This window comes from Thioclava sp. DLFJ4-1, assembly GCF_002020145.1.
GTDB lineage: Bacteria > Pseudomonadota > Alphaproteobacteria > Rhodobacterales > Rhodobacteraceae > Thioclava > Thioclava sediminum.
Window position 1 is genome coordinate 44750 of the sequence record NZ_MPZT01000001.1, and the last position, 17123, is coordinate 61872.

The 17123-nt window shown below is 65.7% G+C and carries 15 protein-coding genes; 4 read left to right on the forward strand and 11 right to left on the reverse strand.

All coding sequences use genetic code 11. The features are described from left to right. Positions 1-195: 195 nt before the first annotated feature. Positions 196-1641 carry an FAD-binding oxidoreductase gene (locus BMI85_RS00225; protein ID WP_078599092.1) on the forward strand — a complete coding sequence of 482 codons (1446 nt, stop codon included), beginning with the start codon at positions 196-198 and terminating at the stop codon, positions 1639-1641. Between the two features lie 77 nt (positions 1642-1718). After that, positions 1719-2093 carry a group 1 truncated hemoglobin gene (locus tag BMI85_RS00230; protein WP_078519148.1) on the forward strand — a complete coding sequence of 125 codons (375 nt, stop codon included), beginning with the start codon at positions 1719-1721 and terminating at the stop codon, positions 2091-2093. Between the two features lie 564 nt (positions 2094-2657). Here BMI85_RS00230 and BMI85_RS00235 read toward each other — a convergent pair. From BMI85_RS00235 to BMI85_RS00260, 6 genes are all read right to left on the reverse strand, one after another. Then, positions 2658-3092, reverse strand: a complete 435-nt coding sequence (locus BMI85_RS00235; protein ID WP_078599093.1) for a cytochrome c — start codon at positions 3090-3092, stop codon at positions 2658-2660. 6 nt (positions 3093-3098) lie between these two features. Beyond that, entirely contained in the window at positions 3099-3521 is a 423-nt protein-coding gene (locus BMI85_RS00240; protein WP_210402289.1) for a cytochrome c, read from the reverse strand. A 37-nt stretch (positions 3522-3558) separates the two neighbouring features. After that, positions 3559-4887: a multicopper oxidase family protein gene (locus BMI85_RS00245; protein WP_281480479.1), complete on the reverse strand. Its 1329-nt coding sequence runs from the start codon at positions 4885-4887 to the stop codon at positions 3559-3561. A 43-nt stretch (positions 4888-4930) separates the two neighbouring features. Beyond that, positions 4931-5365 carry a cytochrome c gene (locus tag BMI85_RS00250; RefSeq protein ID WP_078599096.1) on the reverse strand — a complete coding sequence of 145 codons (435 nt, stop codon included), beginning with the start codon at positions 5363-5365 and terminating at the stop codon, positions 4931-4933. A gap of 80 nt (positions 5366-5445) precedes the next feature. Beyond that, positions 5446-5787, reverse strand: coding sequence for a hypothetical protein (locus BMI85_RS00255; protein WP_078599097.1), 342 nt, complete (start codon positions 5785-5787; stop codon positions 5446-5448). 50 nt (positions 5788-5837) lie between these two features. Then, positions 5838-6233 carry a MerR family transcriptional regulator gene (locus tag BMI85_RS00260; RefSeq protein WP_078547336.1) on the reverse strand — a complete coding sequence of 132 codons (396 nt, stop codon included), beginning with the start codon at positions 6231-6233 and terminating at the stop codon, positions 5838-5840. A gap of 187 nt (positions 6234-6420) precedes the next feature. On the opposite strand from BMI85_RS00260, the gene BMI85_RS00265 reads away from it, so the two are divergent. Together BMI85_RS00265 and BMI85_RS00270 are read left to right on the forward strand one after the other, a co-directional pair. Beyond that, positions 6421-8886, forward strand: a complete 2466-nt coding sequence (locus tag BMI85_RS00265) for a heavy metal translocating P-type ATPase (RefSeq protein WP_078599098.1) — start codon at positions 6421-6423, stop codon at positions 8884-8886. Between the two features lie 47 nt (positions 8887-8933). Further along, the gene (locus BMI85_RS00270) at positions 8934-9638 is read left to right on the forward strand and encodes a hypothetical protein (protein ID WP_143594944.1); all 705 of its coding nucleotides are present in this window, start codon (positions 8934-8936) and stop codon (positions 9636-9638) included. A gap of 116 nt (positions 9639-9754) precedes the next feature. On the opposite strand, the gene cobA is transcribed toward BMI85_RS00270, so the two are convergent. From cobA to nirB, 5 genes are read right to left on the reverse strand one after another with little or no spacing between them, the layout of a single operon-like run. Then, complete coding sequence (gene cobA, locus BMI85_RS00275; protein ID WP_246832457.1) at positions 9755-10714, reverse strand: uroporphyrinogen-III C-methyltransferase; 960 nt, start codon at positions 10712-10714, stop codon at positions 9755-9757. A gap of 13 nt (positions 10715-10727) precedes the next feature. Then, complete coding sequence (locus BMI85_RS00280) at positions 10728-11699, reverse strand: glycosyl transferase family protein (protein WP_078599101.1); 972 nt, start codon at positions 11697-11699, stop codon at positions 10728-10730. Then, positions 11696-14332, reverse strand: a complete 2637-nt coding sequence (locus BMI85_RS00285; protein ID WP_078599102.1) for a nitrate reductase — start codon at positions 14330-14332, stop codon at positions 11696-11698. The genes BMI85_RS00280 and BMI85_RS00285 overlap by 4 nt, the downstream gene beginning before the upstream one ends. Positions 14333-14345: 13 nt before the next feature. Further along, positions 14346-14678, reverse strand: a complete 333-nt coding sequence (gene nirD, locus BMI85_RS00290) for a nitrite reductase small subunit NirD (RefSeq protein WP_078547080.1) — start codon at positions 14676-14678, stop codon at positions 14346-14348. Then, complete coding sequence (nirB, locus tag BMI85_RS00295) at positions 14675-17113, reverse strand: nitrite reductase large subunit NirB (RefSeq protein ID WP_078599103.1); 2439 nt, start codon at positions 17111-17113, stop codon at positions 14675-14677. Before nirB ends, nirD begins: the two co-directional genes overlap by 4 nt. Between the last annotated feature and the right edge of the window lie 10 nt (positions 17114-17123).

Here is a 17123-nt window from a genome sequence, read left to right on the forward strand (position 1 = left end):
CAGCATAGCGCAAATTGCGCTTCTTGTATCCAACTCCGTGCCCACACCCTGTGCCCGTGCAGACCGGTCCAGTTTCGCCACTGGTTTGAGACCCGCGGCGCGCTCATCCTTTCAGAACCGCAAACAATCGAACGCGGCAGACGCGCGAGGGGTGGATCGCGTCGCTGTGCGCCATGATCTCACAGGGAGAAAGACATGTCGGATATCATTGAAATGAACGGGCTGGACGGCACGCGCAAGAAGATCACCGGCGCGGACCGGGAGGCCCTTGGAGCCGCTCTGCGCGGCAAGGCCCTGATCGAGGGAGATGAGGGCTATGACACCGCGCGGTCGATCTGGAACGGGATGATCGACCGCAAACCGGGGCTTGTCGTGCATGCGATGGGAGCCAGCGACATTCAGGCTGCGGTCGCCTTTGCCAAGGATAAAGGGCTTCGGATGGCCGTTCGGTCCGGCGGCCACCAGATTGCCGGTCTCGCGGTCGAGGACGGCTCGCTGATGCTGGACCTGTCGGGCATGCGCTCGGTTCACGTCGATCCTGAGGCCGGGACCGTCCGGGCCGAACCGGGCGCGACACTGGGCGATGTCGATCGCGAGTCGCAGGTGCATGGGCTTGCCGTGCCTGTCGGCGTGAACTCGACAACCGGGATCGCGGGGCTGACACTTGGCGGCGGCTTCGGCTGGATCACCCGGAAATACGGGATGACGGTCGACAACCTCTTGTCGGCCGACGTGGTGCTGGCCGATGGGCGCTGCGTCAAGGCGTCGAAGACGGAGCATCCGGACCTTTTCTGGGCGCTGTGCGGCGGGGGCGGCAATTTCGGGGTGGTGTCCTCCTTCGAATTCCAGGGCCACGCTATCGGCACCGAGGTTCTGTCCGGCCTCGTCATCCATCCCTTCGCGGAGGCGGCCACTCTGCTGCCGAAGTTCCAGGAGATATGCGACAAGGCGCCGGACGAGCTGACGGTCTGGTCGGTCCTGCGCAAGGCGCCGCCCCTGCCCTTCCTGCCGGAAGACTGGCATGGGCGAGAGGTGCTGATCTTCGCGGCCTGTTACGTTGGCGACATGGCCAAGGGCGAAGAGGCGATGCGCGAGCTGCGCGCCCTCGGCACGCCTATTGTCGATGTGATCGGCCCGCATCCCTTCACCGGCTGGCAGGCGGCCTTCGATCCGCTGCTGACGCCCGGCGCGCGCAATTACTGGAAGAGCCGGGACTTCCTGAAGCTCGGCCCCGGCACGATGGAGGCGATCCTCGGCGCGGTCGAGGAGCTTCCCGATCCGCAATGCGAGATCTTCATCGCCCATGTCGGCGGCGCGATGGCCCGCGTCCCCTCCGACGCGACCGCCTATCCGCAGCGCGACAGCCACTTCACCATGAACGTTCACACCCGCTGGGACGACGCGTCGAAGGACAAGGCCTGCATCGCATGGGCGCGCGATCTGTTCAACGCAACGGCAGCGGACGCGGCGCCCAGTGTCTACGTGAACTTCCTGCCAGCGGATGACGCGGATCGCCTTGCCGAGGCCTATGGCGGCAACCTCAACCGGCTGCAGGAGATCAAGGCGCGCTACGACCCCACGAACCTCTTCCGGGTCAACCACAACATCCAGCCGCAGCGTGTGCAGCAGGCCGCGCAATGAGCCCTCATCCCGGGCGCAAGCCAGCGCCCGGGGTCCAAGCTGCAAACAGTTCGGATAGCGAACAAGGAGCAAGAACGATGGAACAGACCCTCTACGACCGGCTGGGCGGAAAGCCCGGGATCAAGGCGCTCGTCGACGATGTCCTCGAGGCGCATATGGTAAACCCCGCAATCAGCGCCCGTTTCCTGCCATACCGCGAAAGACCGGACGACCTGAAAGACGCCAAGGCCCAACTCTGCGCTTTCTTCGGCGCAGGCAGTGGCGGCCCCGAGCAATATACCGGGCGCGACATGGTGGCGGCGCATCGGGGCATGAATATCAGCACCGGCGAATACATGGCCGCAATCGACGACATCATGTCGGTCCTCGCCGCGCATGAGATCGACGAGATGACCCGCAAGGACGTGCTGATGATCGGCTACTCTCTCAAGGGCGACATTACGAACCAATGAACGTGTCGGACGGGGTGGCTGTGTCGTCAATATTCGGACGCAGCTATGGGAACCTCGCTGCCTTTTTACGCTCCGGTTAGTCGGCACTGACACTCTGCGTGCCAAGCTCAGGCGACCAATACCTCGAAGTATTGGTGTTTCGACTCCAATTCGGCTGGCACCTTCTGGCTGGCCGGAGCTAATCTCGAGATGAGCTAAGAACACTTGGTGAACGCAGCCAAGCCAACCCTTCTGTCAAGCCGAGCGATTTTTCGGCTCGATAGCGTGATCGGACTACCGAAAATACCTTGCCGCGCCGAAATCGAACACCCATCCTTAGGACATCCAACTGTGGCAAAAACCACGGGACTACGCAGAAAACCCTTAACGACTTCAACTTCTTAAGACTGAATCCAAGACAGCCCCGTTCCCTGCCGCCGGGGCCAAATCTCTCGCAAGAGACTGACTTCAGAGAGAAAAGCCCAGAGTTCGCTCCGGGCTTTCTTTTTTCACTTCCCGAAGGCACAAACGCGGCACGCTCCGAGGCACATTTGCGGCACGGAGCAACGGAGCCGCGCCGGTGGCTTATTGCGCGTCGCGCGCCGCTTGCACCGCTTGCATCCGTTCCGGCCATGTCGATCGGATGAAGCCCAGTATATCGAGGATCTGCGCGTCATCGAGCGTTCCGCCGAAACCCGGCATCCCGCTTGGGAAATCGGCGACCCCGCGCGCGGCCAGCGCATCCGCCCCGCCCTGTTTGACGTAATCGAACAGCAACGCGGTCTCGTGGTGCCATGTGTGGCCGGTTTCGTCGTGCGGCGGGGCGGGCAGGACGCCATCGGGTCCCGCCTCGCGCCAGTCCGGCTGACCTTCGAGATTGGCACCGTGGCAGCTCGCGCAGTTCTGCGTATAGAGTTCCTTGCCCGCCGTGATGTCGCGCCCGTCGAGCAGACTGGCGGCTTGCGCGCCCCCTGCCCCGAGCGCGATCACGACAGCCAGACCTACGGCTTCAATTCGCATCGCCGCTTACTCCCGATACTCGTCGTGGCACTCCTTGCAGGTCACCCCGAGCTTGACGAGAGCAGGTCCAAGCGCCTGACGGGACTCGATCGGCTCCGAGAGCGAATTGGCCGCTTCCTCCAACGCCTGCGCCTGACCGCGGAAGTCATGGAATTCGTCCCAGATCGACGGATGGGCCTCGGATTTCGGGTCCTGCGCCTCGGGCTCGAAAAGCACCGGAATCTGTCCCGCTTCCTCTTCGATCCGGGTGATCGCGCGCCGGACCTTCTCGGCTTCGAAGTCTCTCTCCCCTTTCGCCATCGTGCTGAGAAGCTTCATCTCGGTCCCGAGCCGCTTCATGCCTTCCATCCGAGCGAGAACCTGCGGGTCCTCCACCCCGCCATGCGCGAGCGCCATCGGCGCCCAGCCGAGCAGGAAAAGGGTCGTCATCAGGGGTTGTTTCACAGTCACTCCTTTCAACGTCATCTCAGGTCACGTCGATCCAGGACGACATCCCCGCCGCCGCATGGGCGAGCATGTGGCAATGCAAAAGCCATTTTCCCGGATTGTCGGCGGTGAACGCGACCTCGTGGCTGCGTCCGGCAAAGGTCAGCACCGTGTCGCGCATCGGGCCGAGGCTTCCATCCTCAAGCACCTCGCGGAAATGCATCCCGTGCAGGTGCATCGCATGCGGGAAGGCTGTGTCGTTGACGAAGCGCAGCCGCACCGGCTCGCCCTTGGACAGACGCGCAAACGGCGCATCCCCCGGCCCGGCCTTGCCGCCGAGCGTCCAGAAATTGCCGCTCTGCATCAGCCCCTGCATCTGGCTGCGCGACATCCGGCCCATCGCGCCGCCTTCGATCTTCATCTCCAGCGGGCGGGCCTGCGTCAGATCGGTCGGGGCCATGTTCGGATTGGGCGGCAAAGGCGCAGGCGCGCCGCGCCGCGTGCGGCTTGCCTCCCCGGAAATCTCGAACGCGACCTGGCTGTGCCACTGCTCGTCGTTGCCCAACCGTTCGATCGCTGCTTGAGCCCCATCGCCGGTTACATCGACGATCAGATCGACGCGCTGCGCGGGCGCGAGGACCAGTTCCTCGGGAATGGGTTCCGGCGCGGGCAGCGGCATCCCGTCCAGCGCCACCTGCCAGCCCGAGAGCCCGGTCAGCCGCAGCACGAAGATCCGCGCATTGGCGGCGTTGATCAGGCGCAGGCGCAAGCGCTCGTGGCGTTTCGCCGTCAGGGTCAGGGCATAGTGCCCGTTGGTCCCCACCAGATTACCGAAACGCCCACCGTGGCTGAGGTCCATCGGATGGGTGAAATCCGGCTCCAGCTGCGCGGTATCGGGATCGAGCAGCCAATCGTCGAGCAGCAGAACCTCGTCGCGATCGACATCCGGGGCGTCCGGCTCCTCGATGATCAGCGCACCGGAGAGGCCGCGCGCGACCTGCTCCATCGAATTCGTATGCGCGTGATACCAGTAAGTGCCCGCGTCCGGCGCGACAAAATCATAGTCGAAGGTCTGGCCGGGCGGCACGGCGTCCTGCGTCAGCCCCGCCACGCCATCCATCGCATTGTCGATGCGAATGCCGTGCCAATGCACCGAACTGGGCACGTCGAGCTTGTTGACGAAGCGCCGTTGCAGGCGCGCGCCCTGCGGCACCCGCAGCTGCGGCCCCGGCAGCGTGCCGTCATAGGACCAGACCTCGGTTTGCGGATAGCCCTCGGGGGCGATCTGGGCCATGGCGCGCTGCGCGGTCAACGGCGTCGGGGCGGTTGCCGCGTTACCCATGCGCGCCGTCAGCGCCGTGGCCCCCATTCCGGCAAGGACCGCGCGGCGGGTCAGTTGGAAATTCTGCATCTCACTCGATCCCGTTCGCGCGCTGCAATTCGCGCACGTAAGTGACGATATTGGCGACATCGCCACGGGTCAGACCCTCCTGCGGGGGCATGTTGCCGAACTTCCAGTGATGCGCGCGCACGCCCGCCTGAACGGCGGCCTGAAAGGCCATGTCGCCGTGATGGGACGGTTCGTAAATCTTGTGAACAAGCGGCGGGCCGAAGCCCATCTTGCCGGTGGCATTCGCGCCGTGACAGGCCGCACAGGTCGCGTCGAAAGCGCGTTTGCCCATCTGGGCTTGCTCTGAGAGCGTATTCGGCAAGGTGACAGCGACAAGCGGCTCACCTTGTGCGGGCGTGGCCGCCTCGGCCTCGCTCGCAGTATCGGGTTGCATCACGAGCCAAGCGCCCGCAGCGAGGGCCGCGACGACCGCGGCAGAGAAAATATAGCGTTTCATGGAGTATCCTGTTCGATCATGCGCCCGGGCTCGGGACGCGACAGACAAGCCCACTCAGGGGCCAGTGACGGTGTGATCGATCAGATACGCGGTGGCGGAAGGTCGAGCTGGGGCTCATGCGCCAAGGGCGCGGGCGTCTCCGCAGGCAGGAGCGTCACGGACAGGTCGGCCCGGCTCAGAGAGAATTCCGGCGCGAAGTCCAGCGTAGCCGAGACCATCATCTGCGCGTGGGGGCAGGTCTTGTCCTGCATCGGCCCCGCATCGTGATGGCTGTCGGGACAGGCGGCACAATCGCTGACGGTGATTGCGTCCATCGCATCCATCGCACGCGCATGGGTCATCGCGGCAGCGGGTGCGCCCAACTGCGAAAGGCCGATCAAACAGACCAGCCCGATGATGACGATATGCAGCGCTTTGCGCATGGCTCTCCCGGTTCTCCCTGCCCTCTATCTGGTGGGCTCTGGCGCGGCTGTCAATTCCCGCGCTGCCCCATCAGGTCATCGAGGATCGCACAATCGGGGGCATCGTCGCCATGACATTGCGCGATCAGCCGCTGGAGTTGCGCCTCCAATGCACTGAGAGAAGCGATCTTTTCTCGCACCGCTTCGAGGTTTTGCTGCGCGAGCGCGCGCACATCGCGGCTCGCCCGCCCCTCATCTGCGCTCAAGCTGAGCAGGCGGCGACATTCCTCGAGCGAGAACCCCAGATGGCGCGCCTGCGCCAGAAGCCGCAGCTGCTCCACGCAAGCCTCGGAGAAATCGCGATAGCCATTCGCCCGCCTGTCCGGCGTGACGAGGCCAATCTCCTCGTAATAGCGGATTGTCTTGACCGGCAGCCCGGTCTGCGTCGCGGCGGTTCCGATATTCATCTGCATAGGCCTCCTGCGCTTGGTATATAAACCTTCCAGTCACTGGAAGCAAAAGTCACGCTCACGTGAGGGCCGCCGGAACATAGGGACGCGGGACCGGGTTTGGGAAAAAGATCGGTTATACTCTTGACCCTCCAGCAACTGGAAGCCCTATCTGATCGGGCGAAGTTGCCGAAAGGATGAACGGATGACATCGCAACACGCCCACAACGAGACCCACGACACGCAGGATACGGCGGACGCGATCACGCGTGACCCGGTCTGCGGAATGACCGTCGACCCGAATGCCGACAAGCCCAGTGCCGAGCATGACGGGCATCGCTACCACTTCTGCTCGCAAGGCTGTCACGACAAGTTCGTGGCCAAGCCCGATGACTACATCAAGGCGACCGATCCGGTCTGCGGCATGAGCGTGGAGCGTGCCACGGCGAAATATATGGCCAAGCTCGACGGCGAGCGGTTCTATTTCTGCTCCGAGGGATGTCAGCACAAGTTCGAGGCCCGACCCGAGGATTATCTGGGTGTTCGTCCCGCTGCCAAGGCAATGCCCGAGGGCACGCAATATACATGCCCGATGCATCCCGAGATCGTCGAGGACAAGCCCGGCGACTGCCCGAAATGCGGCATGGCGCTGGAGCCGATGAGCCCCAGTGCCGATAGCGGCCCGAACCCCGAGCTCGTCGATTTCCGGCGCAGGCTCTGGATCATGGGGCCGCTGGCGGCTGCGGTATTCGTGCTGGAGATGGGCGCGCATATCGGGCTGCCCTTCGCCGAGTGGATCGGGCCGAAAGCCTTCCTTTGGCTGCAATTCGCGCTGGCGACCCCGGTTCTGTGGTTCGCGCGGCCCTTCTTCGTGCGCGGCTGGAAATCGGTGGTGAATGTCTCGCCCAACATGTGGACGCTGATCGCGCTCGGCACGCTCGCGGCCTATCTGTTCTCGCTCGCGGGGCTTCTGGTGCCGGGTATCTTTCCCGCCGAAATGCTCAATGAGCACGGCCTGCCGCCGGTCTATTTCGAGGCCTCGGCGGTGATCCTCGTGCTGGTGCTGGTCGGGCAGATCATGGAGCTTACGGCACGCGAGAAGACCGGCGATGCGATCCGCGCGCTGATGGACCTCGCGCCGAAAACCGCGCGCCGCGTGGGCGAAAACGGCGAGGAAGACGTGCCGCTCGATCAGGTGCAGACGGGCGATAAGCTGCGCGTGCGCCCGGGCGAGACCGTGCCGGTGGACGGCGTGGTCACGGAAGGTTCCTCTGCCATCGACGAGAGCATGATCACCGGCGAGCCGGTCCCGGTGGAGAAAACCCAGGGCGACGCGGTCACCGGCGGCACGCTGAACAAGCAGGGCAGCTTCGTGATGGAAGCGCAGGCCGTGGGGTCGGAAACCACCCTTTCGCGCATCGTCGAGATGGTCGGCAAGGCGCAACGCTCGCGCGCCCCGATCCAGGGGCTGGCGGATCGGGTGTCGCTTTACTTCGTGCCTGCCGTGGTGATCTGCGCTATCCTCGCCTTCATCGCATGGCTGGCCTTCGGCCCCTCGCCCGCATTGGGCTATGCGACCGTGGCCGCCGTCTCCGTCCTGATCATCGCGTGTCCCTGCGCGCTGGGTCTCGCCACGCCGATGTCGGTGATGGTCGGCACCGGGCGCGGGGCCAGCGCAGGCGTGCTGATCCGCGACGCCGAGGCGCTGGAACGCTTCGCCAAGGTCGACACGCTCATCGTCGACAAGACCGGCACGCTGACCGAGGGCAAGCCCGCGCTGACCGATGTGATCGCCGATGGGGCCTCGGAGGAAGAGGTCAAATCCCTCGCCGCCGCGCTGGAACGCGGCTCGGAACACCCGCTGGCCGAGGCCATCGTTCAAGGAGCCGAGGATGCGCCCAAACTGGACGCCGAAGGCTTCGAGGCGGTCACCGGCAAGGGCGTCACCGGACGCGTCGACGGCGCACAGATCGCGCTCGGCAATGCGGCCCTGATGGAGCAGATCGGCGCGGATACCTCCACTCAGTCCGAGACGGTCGAGCGTCTGCAATCGGACGGCAAGACTGCGATGTATCTCGCCCGCGACGGCAAGGTGATCGGGGTGATCGCGGTGGCCGACCGGATCAAGGAGACCACGGCGGACGCCATTCGCGCGCTCCACGAGGAAGGCCTGCGGATCGTCATGGCCACCGGCGACAGCGAAGGCACCGCGCGGGCCGTCGCGCGCGAGCTGGGCATCGACGAGGTCCATGCCGGGGTCTCGCCCGAGGATAAGGCCGCGCTGGTCGAGAAGCTGCGCAAGGACGGTGCCTCCATCGCTATGGCGGGCGACGGGGTGAACGACGCGCCTGCGCTCGCCGCTGCCGATGTCGGCATCGCCATGGGCACCGGCGCGGATGTCGCGGTGGAGAGCGCAGGGCTCACGCTGGTCAAGGGCGACCTGACCGGCATCGTCCGCGCGCGTCGCCTCGCCGAGGGCGTGATGCGCAACATCCGCCAGAACCTGTTCTTCGCCTTCGCCTACAACACCGCGGGCGTGCCGATCGCGGCGGGCGTGCTCTACCCCGTCTTCGGCGTGCTGCTCTCGCCGGTGATCGCAGCGCTCGCGATGAGCTTCTCGTCGGTCTCGGTGATCGGCAACGCGTTGCGCCTGCGGAGGCTGAAGCTGTGACATCCCAGATGAAAGATGGCAGGGTAACGCAAAACTCCGGAGGACCTATGACTCGTTTTCTCAGCATTCTCGCCCTCGTGGCGTTGCCCGCCGTCAGCTACGCGCACGGAGATGGTAGCGCGGATGGGAGCGCGCATGACATGACGTCGGGCGATCACATGATGATGGACGACGCGGACATGGGCGACCATGAGCATATGGGCAACGACGAAGACATGCCCGCACATGACGTCCACATGATGTCCGACGGGCAGATGCCGATGACCTCGACCGCGCAGATGCCCGGCATGCAACCCGAGGACACGGGCGCGATCACCGAGCCGGGCCAGTCCGCCTTCGCGGCCATTCAGGAGATCGTCGCCTATCTGCTCGCCGACCCCGACACGGATTGGAACCGCGTCAATATCGAGGGTCTGCGCCAGCATCTGATCGACATGAACAACGTCACTCTGCGCGCCAAGGTCAAAGAGGACGACATCGATGGTGGCGCGCGCTTCGAGGCGACCTCGGACGACCCCGAGGTCACCGCCTCGATCCGTGCGATGGTGCCCGCTCATGTCGCGACGATGAACGGGGTCGAGGGCTGGAAGATGAGCGCCGAGGAAATCCCCGGCGGCAGCGCCCTGACCGTGACCGGCGCGGATGCGCAGAAGATCCGCGCGCTCGGCTTCATCGGCATCCTGACCGTCGGCGCGCATCACCAGCCGCATCACCTGGCGATGGCGAAGGGCGAGATGATGATGGGGCATTGAGGTCCTGATGTGCCTCGAATAACCCCATTCGCGAAGGGGCGAAAAGCAGGGGCTCGCCGGTGAAACTCGGCGGCTCCGACCTCCCGCTTGCGCTTTGGGTTGTGACAGCTTCGGCGTCAGAAATCGGCGAGCAGCGGCGCTTTTCCGGCTTTCCCCACGTCCCGAGATTGCAGCTCCGCCGTGCCGCCAAGGCGCGCGACACGCTTGTCGTGACGGATCAGGATGATCGCCGGGTTGCCGATCGCTTCCGCCCGGATCGTCGCGGCGAGCGCGCCAAGCTGGCAGGTCGCGATCCTCTGACGGTCGGTCGAAATATCCGAGACGATCTCGACCTCGGAGACAGCCGGGACACCCGCCGCGAGAAGGTTCGCCTCGATTACGGGCGCCTGCCGCACGCCCATGTAAAGCGCGAGCGTCGTGCCCGGGCGTGTGGATGCCCCCCAATCGGGCGTGTCGTCGCCCGCGCGACACATGCCGGTGGCGAAGACCACGCGGTCGGTGGCGCCGCGTTCCGTCAGCGACCGGCCGAGGGCCGCCCCTGCCGCGGAAGCCGCGGTGACCCCGGGCACGATCTCGACCGGGATACCGTTCGCGCGCGCGGCGGCGAGTTCTTCGGTAGCGCGTCCAAACATGCACGGATCGCCGCTTTTCAGCCGCACGACCCGTTTTCCCTGCAGCGCCGCCGCCACGATCACCGCGTCGATCCGCTCCTGCGGCCAGGCGCAAGCGCCGACGGCTTTTCCGACATAGACAAGCTCGGCCTCCCGGCGCGCCAGCTCTAGAACCTCCGGATCGACGAGGCGATCGTAGAAGACGATATCGGCTTGGATCAAACGCTGAGCCGCCCGAAGCGTCAGCAGATCCCGCGCACCGGGACCCGCGCCCACGAGCGCGATCGCACCCGGTTTCGCGCGAGCGGGCGCGGGGCGCGTCGGGGGCGCCGCCTTAGGCGAGACGCCTGCCAGAGCCAGCCGCCAGTCGTGGAAAACCTCGCTCATGAAGGCCAGAATCCCCGGCTTGCGGGCGCGAAGCGCGGCGTCGCTCGGGGCAAAGGGGGATGCGGCAGAGAGCTTCATGATCATCTTCCTATCAAGCGGCGCGCGCGCTGTGTCGGCGTGCCCAGAGATCGGCGGCGCGCGCGCGGGGCTGTGCGATTCCGGCGGTGTCGAGCGCCAGTTCTGCCGTGCCGAGAACGATTTCGGTCGCGAAGGGATCGTCGATCTCGCCCGACCAGAGGCGCCCCAGATCGGCGGGATCGGGGGTTTCGTCGGCAAGGCGGCGGGTCGCGCCGCAGCTGGCCGCACCCTGCCCGGTCCATGCCTCCCCCGACCGCAGGCCGAAGAGCGCGATGTCCTTGCCCGGATGGCGCTCGAACTCGCCGCCACCGCCCTTGATCACCGTCATCGCTTGCAAACCCAGCAGCGCGCAGGCATCGGATTGCAGCTCGCGATACGGCGGATGGAAGACACCTTGCACCGAGGCCCTTGCGCCGCCCGGGTTGAGCACGCGCAGCACGGTATTGACCGCCGAGCGCAGCCCCAGCACCTCGCGCAGCCGCAGCAGATCGAGCGCGCGCGGAGCGAAACTCTCCAGCGGCAGATAGGCTATCTTGTCACGCGCCAGCAGCGCGGCGGCGTTTGCCATATCCGTCGCAACGGCAATCCCTGCGCCTGCGAGCGCGTCGCGGACGGAAGCCACGGGCGATTGATGCGAGTTCCAGCCGTGGAGCAGAACCGGCTCTCCCGCCATTGCCACCAGCCGCGCGGACAGCAAAAACCACGGCAAGCCCCGCGAACGCCCCGCCGCATAGCTCGGCCAGTCGAGCGCAGGCGCGGGTCCCGTCCAATCCGGCACGGTCTCACGGATCGCTTCGGCGAAGCCCGCGATCTCGGCGGCACTCTCGCCGCGATAGCGCATCAGCATCAGAAGCGCGCCGACGGCTTCGGGGGCCGCCTCGCCGCGCAGGATGTGGCCCATCGCGTCAAGGGCCTCGTCGCGGTTCAGCGACCGCGCCCGGCCCGGACCTCGGCCCATCGCGTGAATGTAGGGAGCGAGGCTCATTCGGCGGCCTCGCGCGGTTGGGCGTTCGCCAGCAGCGCCGCGAGTTCCGGTCGGCAGGAGCCGCAATTCGTGCCCGCCTGCAGGGCCGCGCCGATCGCCTCGACCGAGGCCAGCCCCTGATCGGCAATCGCGGCGAGGATCGTGTTCACGCCGACATCGAAACAGGCGCAGACGATCGCGCCCGGATCGGGCTGATCGGCACCGGCGCGCCCGGCCAGAAGGCTCGGTTGATCGGTCTCGCCCAGCAGCGCCGCGACATGGCCGCGTGACACCGCGACTGGCTCGGGGGCCGCAAAAAGAACCGCCGAGACGTGTCCCTCGACCATCAGCGCGATCCGCGCGAGCCCCCGGCCCGCGTCGCTCATCGTGACCGCCTCGGCGTCGGGCAGAGCGAAGAGGTCGCGCGCGAACGCCTCCCAATCGGCAGGTGCCTCGCGCCCGGCCAGCTCGATCCGCCAGCCGCTCTTGCTGCGCGCCTTCGCCCAGTAACCGGTGCGCGGGGTCACGTCCTGCACGCTCGCCGCAAAGCCGAACCACGCAGCCTGATAAGGCGAGATCTGGACCGCGCAGCCCTTGCTTTCGGGCTGGCCCGAGACGGGATCGACATGGGCGGCAACCAGCGCATCGACGCGTCCATCGGAGGCGGTCTCGCCCGTCCAGTGCATCGGTGCGAAGACCGAGCCGGGTTGCATCCGCGCGCTTTCCAGAACCCGCAGAACGGCGCGGCCATGGGTGTTCGAAACCTCGGCCAGCCCGGCGGGACGCAGCCCCATCCGGGCCGCATCCGCAGGGTGAATTTCCAGATAGGGTTCGGCCATATGCAGGCTCAGGCGCGGCGATTTCGCGGTGCGCGTCATCGTGTGCCAGTGATCGCGCACCCGACCCGTATTGAAGCGGAAAGGCGTCTGCGGGCTCAGCGCGGTTTTCGGCGCGCGCGGCGTGATCGGCAGCATCCGGCCCTTGCGGTCGGGCGTGAAGAACCCGCCATCGGCGAAGAACCGGCCGCCTTTTTTCATAGGTCCTTGCGGCCATGTGAATGGCGCGAGCGCCTCATACTCGGCGTCCGAGATCGTCTTGTAATCGGAGATGTCGAAATCCCGTCCCAGCCGTCCCGCAACCTCCGACAGCGCCGCATACTCGCGAAAGATCGCCGCCGGGCCGTCATAGGAGAACTCCGCGCCCCAGCCCATTTTCGCGGCCACATCGCAGATGATCTTCCAGTCGTGACGGGCCTGACCCGGCGCGGGCAGAACGGCGCGCTGACGCGAGATGCAGCGCTCGGAATTGGTGACGGTGCCATCCTTCTCACCCCAGCCGGTCGCGGGCAGGATCGCATCGGCCAGCTGCGCGGTATCGGTCCGGTCGGTGATGTCCGAGACCACGACGAAATCGCAGCCCGCGATGGCGGCGCGCACGCGGTCGGCCTCGGGCATCGAGACGGCGGGGTTGGTGCAGATGATCCAGAGCGCCTTGATCCGGCCCTCCTCGACGGCGCGGAACATGTCGACCGCTTTCAGCCCCGGACCCGGCGCCATCGTCGGGCTCGCCCAGAAACCCTGCACCGCGTCGCGATGGTCCGCGTTCTCGATATCGAGGTGACAGGCGAGCATATTCGCCAAGCCCCCCACCTCGCGCCCGCCCATCGCATTGGGCTGACCCGTGACCGAGAACGGCCCCGCGCCGGGCTTGCCGATGCGGCCCGTGGCGAGGTGGCAGTTGAGGATCGCGTTGACCTTGTCTGTGCCGGAGCTGGATTGGTTCACGCCTTGGGAATAGATCGTGACGACGCGCTCGGCACCGATCCAGAGCCGCGTGAATTCCGCGAGATCGGCGGCGCTGAGCCCAGTCGCGACCGGATCGCTTTCCTGCGCCGCCGCGAGCGCGTCGTCAAACCCGCTGACATGGGCCGCGACGTAATCACGATCCACCGCGCCCTGCGCGGCGATCTCGGCCAGCAGCGCGTTGAACAGCGCCGCATCCGCGCCGGGCGCCAGGGCCAGATGCAGATCGGCGATGTCGCAAGTCGCGGTGCGGCGCGGATCGACGACCACGACGCGCATCTCGGGCCGTGCTTTCTTCGCGGCGGCGATACGTTGATACAGCACCGGATGGCACCAGGCGAGGTTCGATCCGACGAGCACGATGACGTCGGCCAGATCGAAATCTTCATATTGCCCGGGCACGGTATCGGTGCCGAAGGCGCGCTTGTGCCCCGCCACCGACGAGGCCATGCAGAGCCGCGAATTCGTGTCGATATTGCCCGAACCGATGAAGCCTTTCATCAGCTTGTTGGCGACGTAATAGTCCTCGGTCAGCAACTGACCCGAGACGTAGAAAGCCACGCTGTCGGGACCGTGTTCGGCGATGCTCGCGCGGAACTTTTCGGCCACCAGATCGAGCGCTGCGTCCCAATCCGTCTCCTGCCCGTTCACGACCGGGGCCAGAAGGCGCCCCTCCAGATCAACCGTCTCCCCCAGTGCCGAGCCTTTCGAGCACAGCTTGCCCGCATTGGCGGGATGGGACTTGTCGCCCCGGATTTCCATGCCGCCCGCGCCGTCGGGCGAAGCGAGAACGCCACAGCCGACGCCGCAATAGGGGCAAGTGGTGCAAATGGTCGGAGCAGCGCGCGTCATCGTTCCACTCCGGTCAGGCGGCGCTTTGCGCAGCGAGCTTGCTTGCGTCGATCAGCAAACGCCCCGCATCGACGCGCAGGTCATAGGTCGGCACCTGCCCCTCGTCGGCACCCTGAGCTTCACCCGTCTCGAGGCTGAACACCCAGTTATGCAGCGGGCAGGTCACCTTGTGGCCGTGCACGATCCCCTCCGAGAGCGGCCCGCCCTTGTGCGGGCAGCGATCCGAGAGGGCGAAAACGGCATCATCGGCGGTGCGGAACACCGCGACACAGCCCATTTTGGTCTTGATGACGCGCGCGCCCTGCACCGGAATGTCGTCGAGGGCTCCGATATCGATCCAGCTCATTCCGCGGCCTCCTTCGTGAGATCGGCAAGCGGGCTCCAGGCACGCTCGTAGTGAGGGGTCGCGCGTTCGGCCCATGGGTCTTTCTGATAGACGGATTGGGAGATATCGAAGCGCTCGATCAGCGCCGCGCGGTTGTCGAGATCGTCCACGACCTGCGCGATGATCCACTCCAACCCGCCGGTCTTCGCGATCCATTTATAAGGCCGGTCGAGGTAATTCGCGCTCTCGCGATAGAGCTGCAGGAACGCCACCGAGATATCGATCACCTCCTGTTCGGTCGCGACCTTGGCCAGCGGCTCGGTCTCTTTCAGCTCCATGCCGGCCGCGCCGCCGACGCTGATCTCGAAGCCCGAGTCCACGCAGACCACGCCCAGATCCTTGCAGGTAGCTTCGGCGCAATTGCGCGGGCAACCCGTCACCGCCATCTTGAACTTGTGCGGCGTCCACGAGCCCCAGAGCCGCTTCTCCAGCTTGATCCCGAGCCCGGTCGAGTCCTGCGTGCCAAAGCGACACCAATCTGTGCCCACGCAGGTCTTCACCGTGCGCAGACCCTTCGTGTAGGCATGCCCCGAGACCATCCCGGCCGCGTTCAGATCGGCCCAGATATGCGGCAGATCCTCTTTCTTGATGCCCAGAAGGTCGATGCGCTGACCGCCCGTGACCTTGACCGTCGCGTCGTATTTCTTCGCGGCTTCGGCAATCGCGAGCAGTTCCTCGGGGGTGGTCATCCCGCCCCACATGCGCGGCATCACCGAATAGGTGCCGTCCTTTTGGATGTTCGCGTGGTTGCGCTCGTTCACGAAGCGGCTTTGCGGATCGTCTTGATATTCCAGCGGCCAATCGGCCAGCAGGTAATAGTTCAGCGCCGGGCGGCAGACATGGCAGCCATTGGGCGTCTTCCAGCCCAGCTCCTGCATCACCGCCGGTTGCGATTTCAACTCTTTCGCCTTGATTAGACGGCGCACATCCTCATGCGGGTGATCGGTGCAGGCGCAGATCGGTTTCGCGGTGGGCAGGACGAAATCATCGCCCAACGTGACCGCCAGAACTTGCTCCACCAGCCCCGAACAGGTGCCGCACGACGCGCTGGCTTTGGTGGTGGCCTTGATCGCGTCGAGCGAAGTCGCGCCCGCTTCGATCGCGGCCACGATCTGACCTTTGCATACGCCGTTGCAGCCGCAGATTTCTGCGTCAGCCGGTAAGGCTGCAACGGCCGCCATAGGGTCCACCGAGGCGCCCCCTTGGAAGGCCGGGCCGAAGATTAGCGTCTCGCGCATCTCCGAGATGTCGGTGCCGTCCTTGATCAGACCGTAGAACCAGTTGCCGTCGGCCACGTCGCCATACATCACCGCGCCAATGACGCGGTCGCCCTCCAGCACGAGGCGCTTGTAGACGCCGCGCGCGGGATCGCGGAAGACGATGTCTTCGCGGCCTTCCCCTTCGGCGAAATCGCCTGCCGAGAACAGGTCGCACCCGGTGACTTTCAGCTTGGTCGAAACTTCGCGGGGGATGTATTCGCTGGCCTCCCCGGTCAGGGTCTGCGCAGCGACCTTCGCCTGATCGTAGAGCGGCGCGACAAGACCGAAGATCTGCCCGTCGAACTCCACGCATTCGCCAAGCGACAGGATATCGGGGTCGGAGGTCAACATCTGCGCGTCGACCTGAATGCCGCGCCCGGTCTCGAGGCCTGCCTCCTTGGCCAGCGCGACCGAGGGACGAATGCCCACGGCCATGACCAGCAGGTCGCAGGGCAGCTCGGTGCCGTCATCCAGCTTCAGCGCCCGCAGCTTGCCATCTTCACCCAAAATCTCCTTGGAATTCGCCGAGCAGCAGACTTCGATCCCGCGATCGGTGAGCGCACGGCGCAGGAGGTAACCCGCCGCCTCGTCGAGCTGACGCTCCATCAGGTGGCCCATGATATGCACCACGGTCACGTCCATGCCGCGCAGACGCAGACCCGCCGCGGCCTCGAGCCCCAACAGACCGCCGCCGATCACCACGGCGCGCGCGCCGGGGCGCGCCGCCTCGATCATCCGGTTGGTGTCATCCAGATCACGATAGGCGATCACGCCGTCCAGATCATGGCCCGGCAGCGGGATGATGAACGGGTTCGAGCCGGTGGCGATGACCAGCTTGTCGTAAGCGACCTCACCCTGCTCGCCGATGACGACCTTGCGGTCGCGGTCGATCCCCACGACCTTTTCGCCGAAGCGGCAGGTCACGCCGTGGGCGTCATACCAAGCCTCGCCATGGGTAACGATTTCCGCGTAGCTCTTCTCGCCCGAAAGCACCGGCGAGAGCATGATGCGGTTGTAGTTGCCCCGCGGCTCCGCGTTGAAGAGCGTGACATCCCATGCGCCGGGAGCGGCTTCGAACAGATGCTCGAGCATCCGACCCGAGGCCATGCCAGCACCGATAACGACCAGTTTCTGCATCTTGGTCACT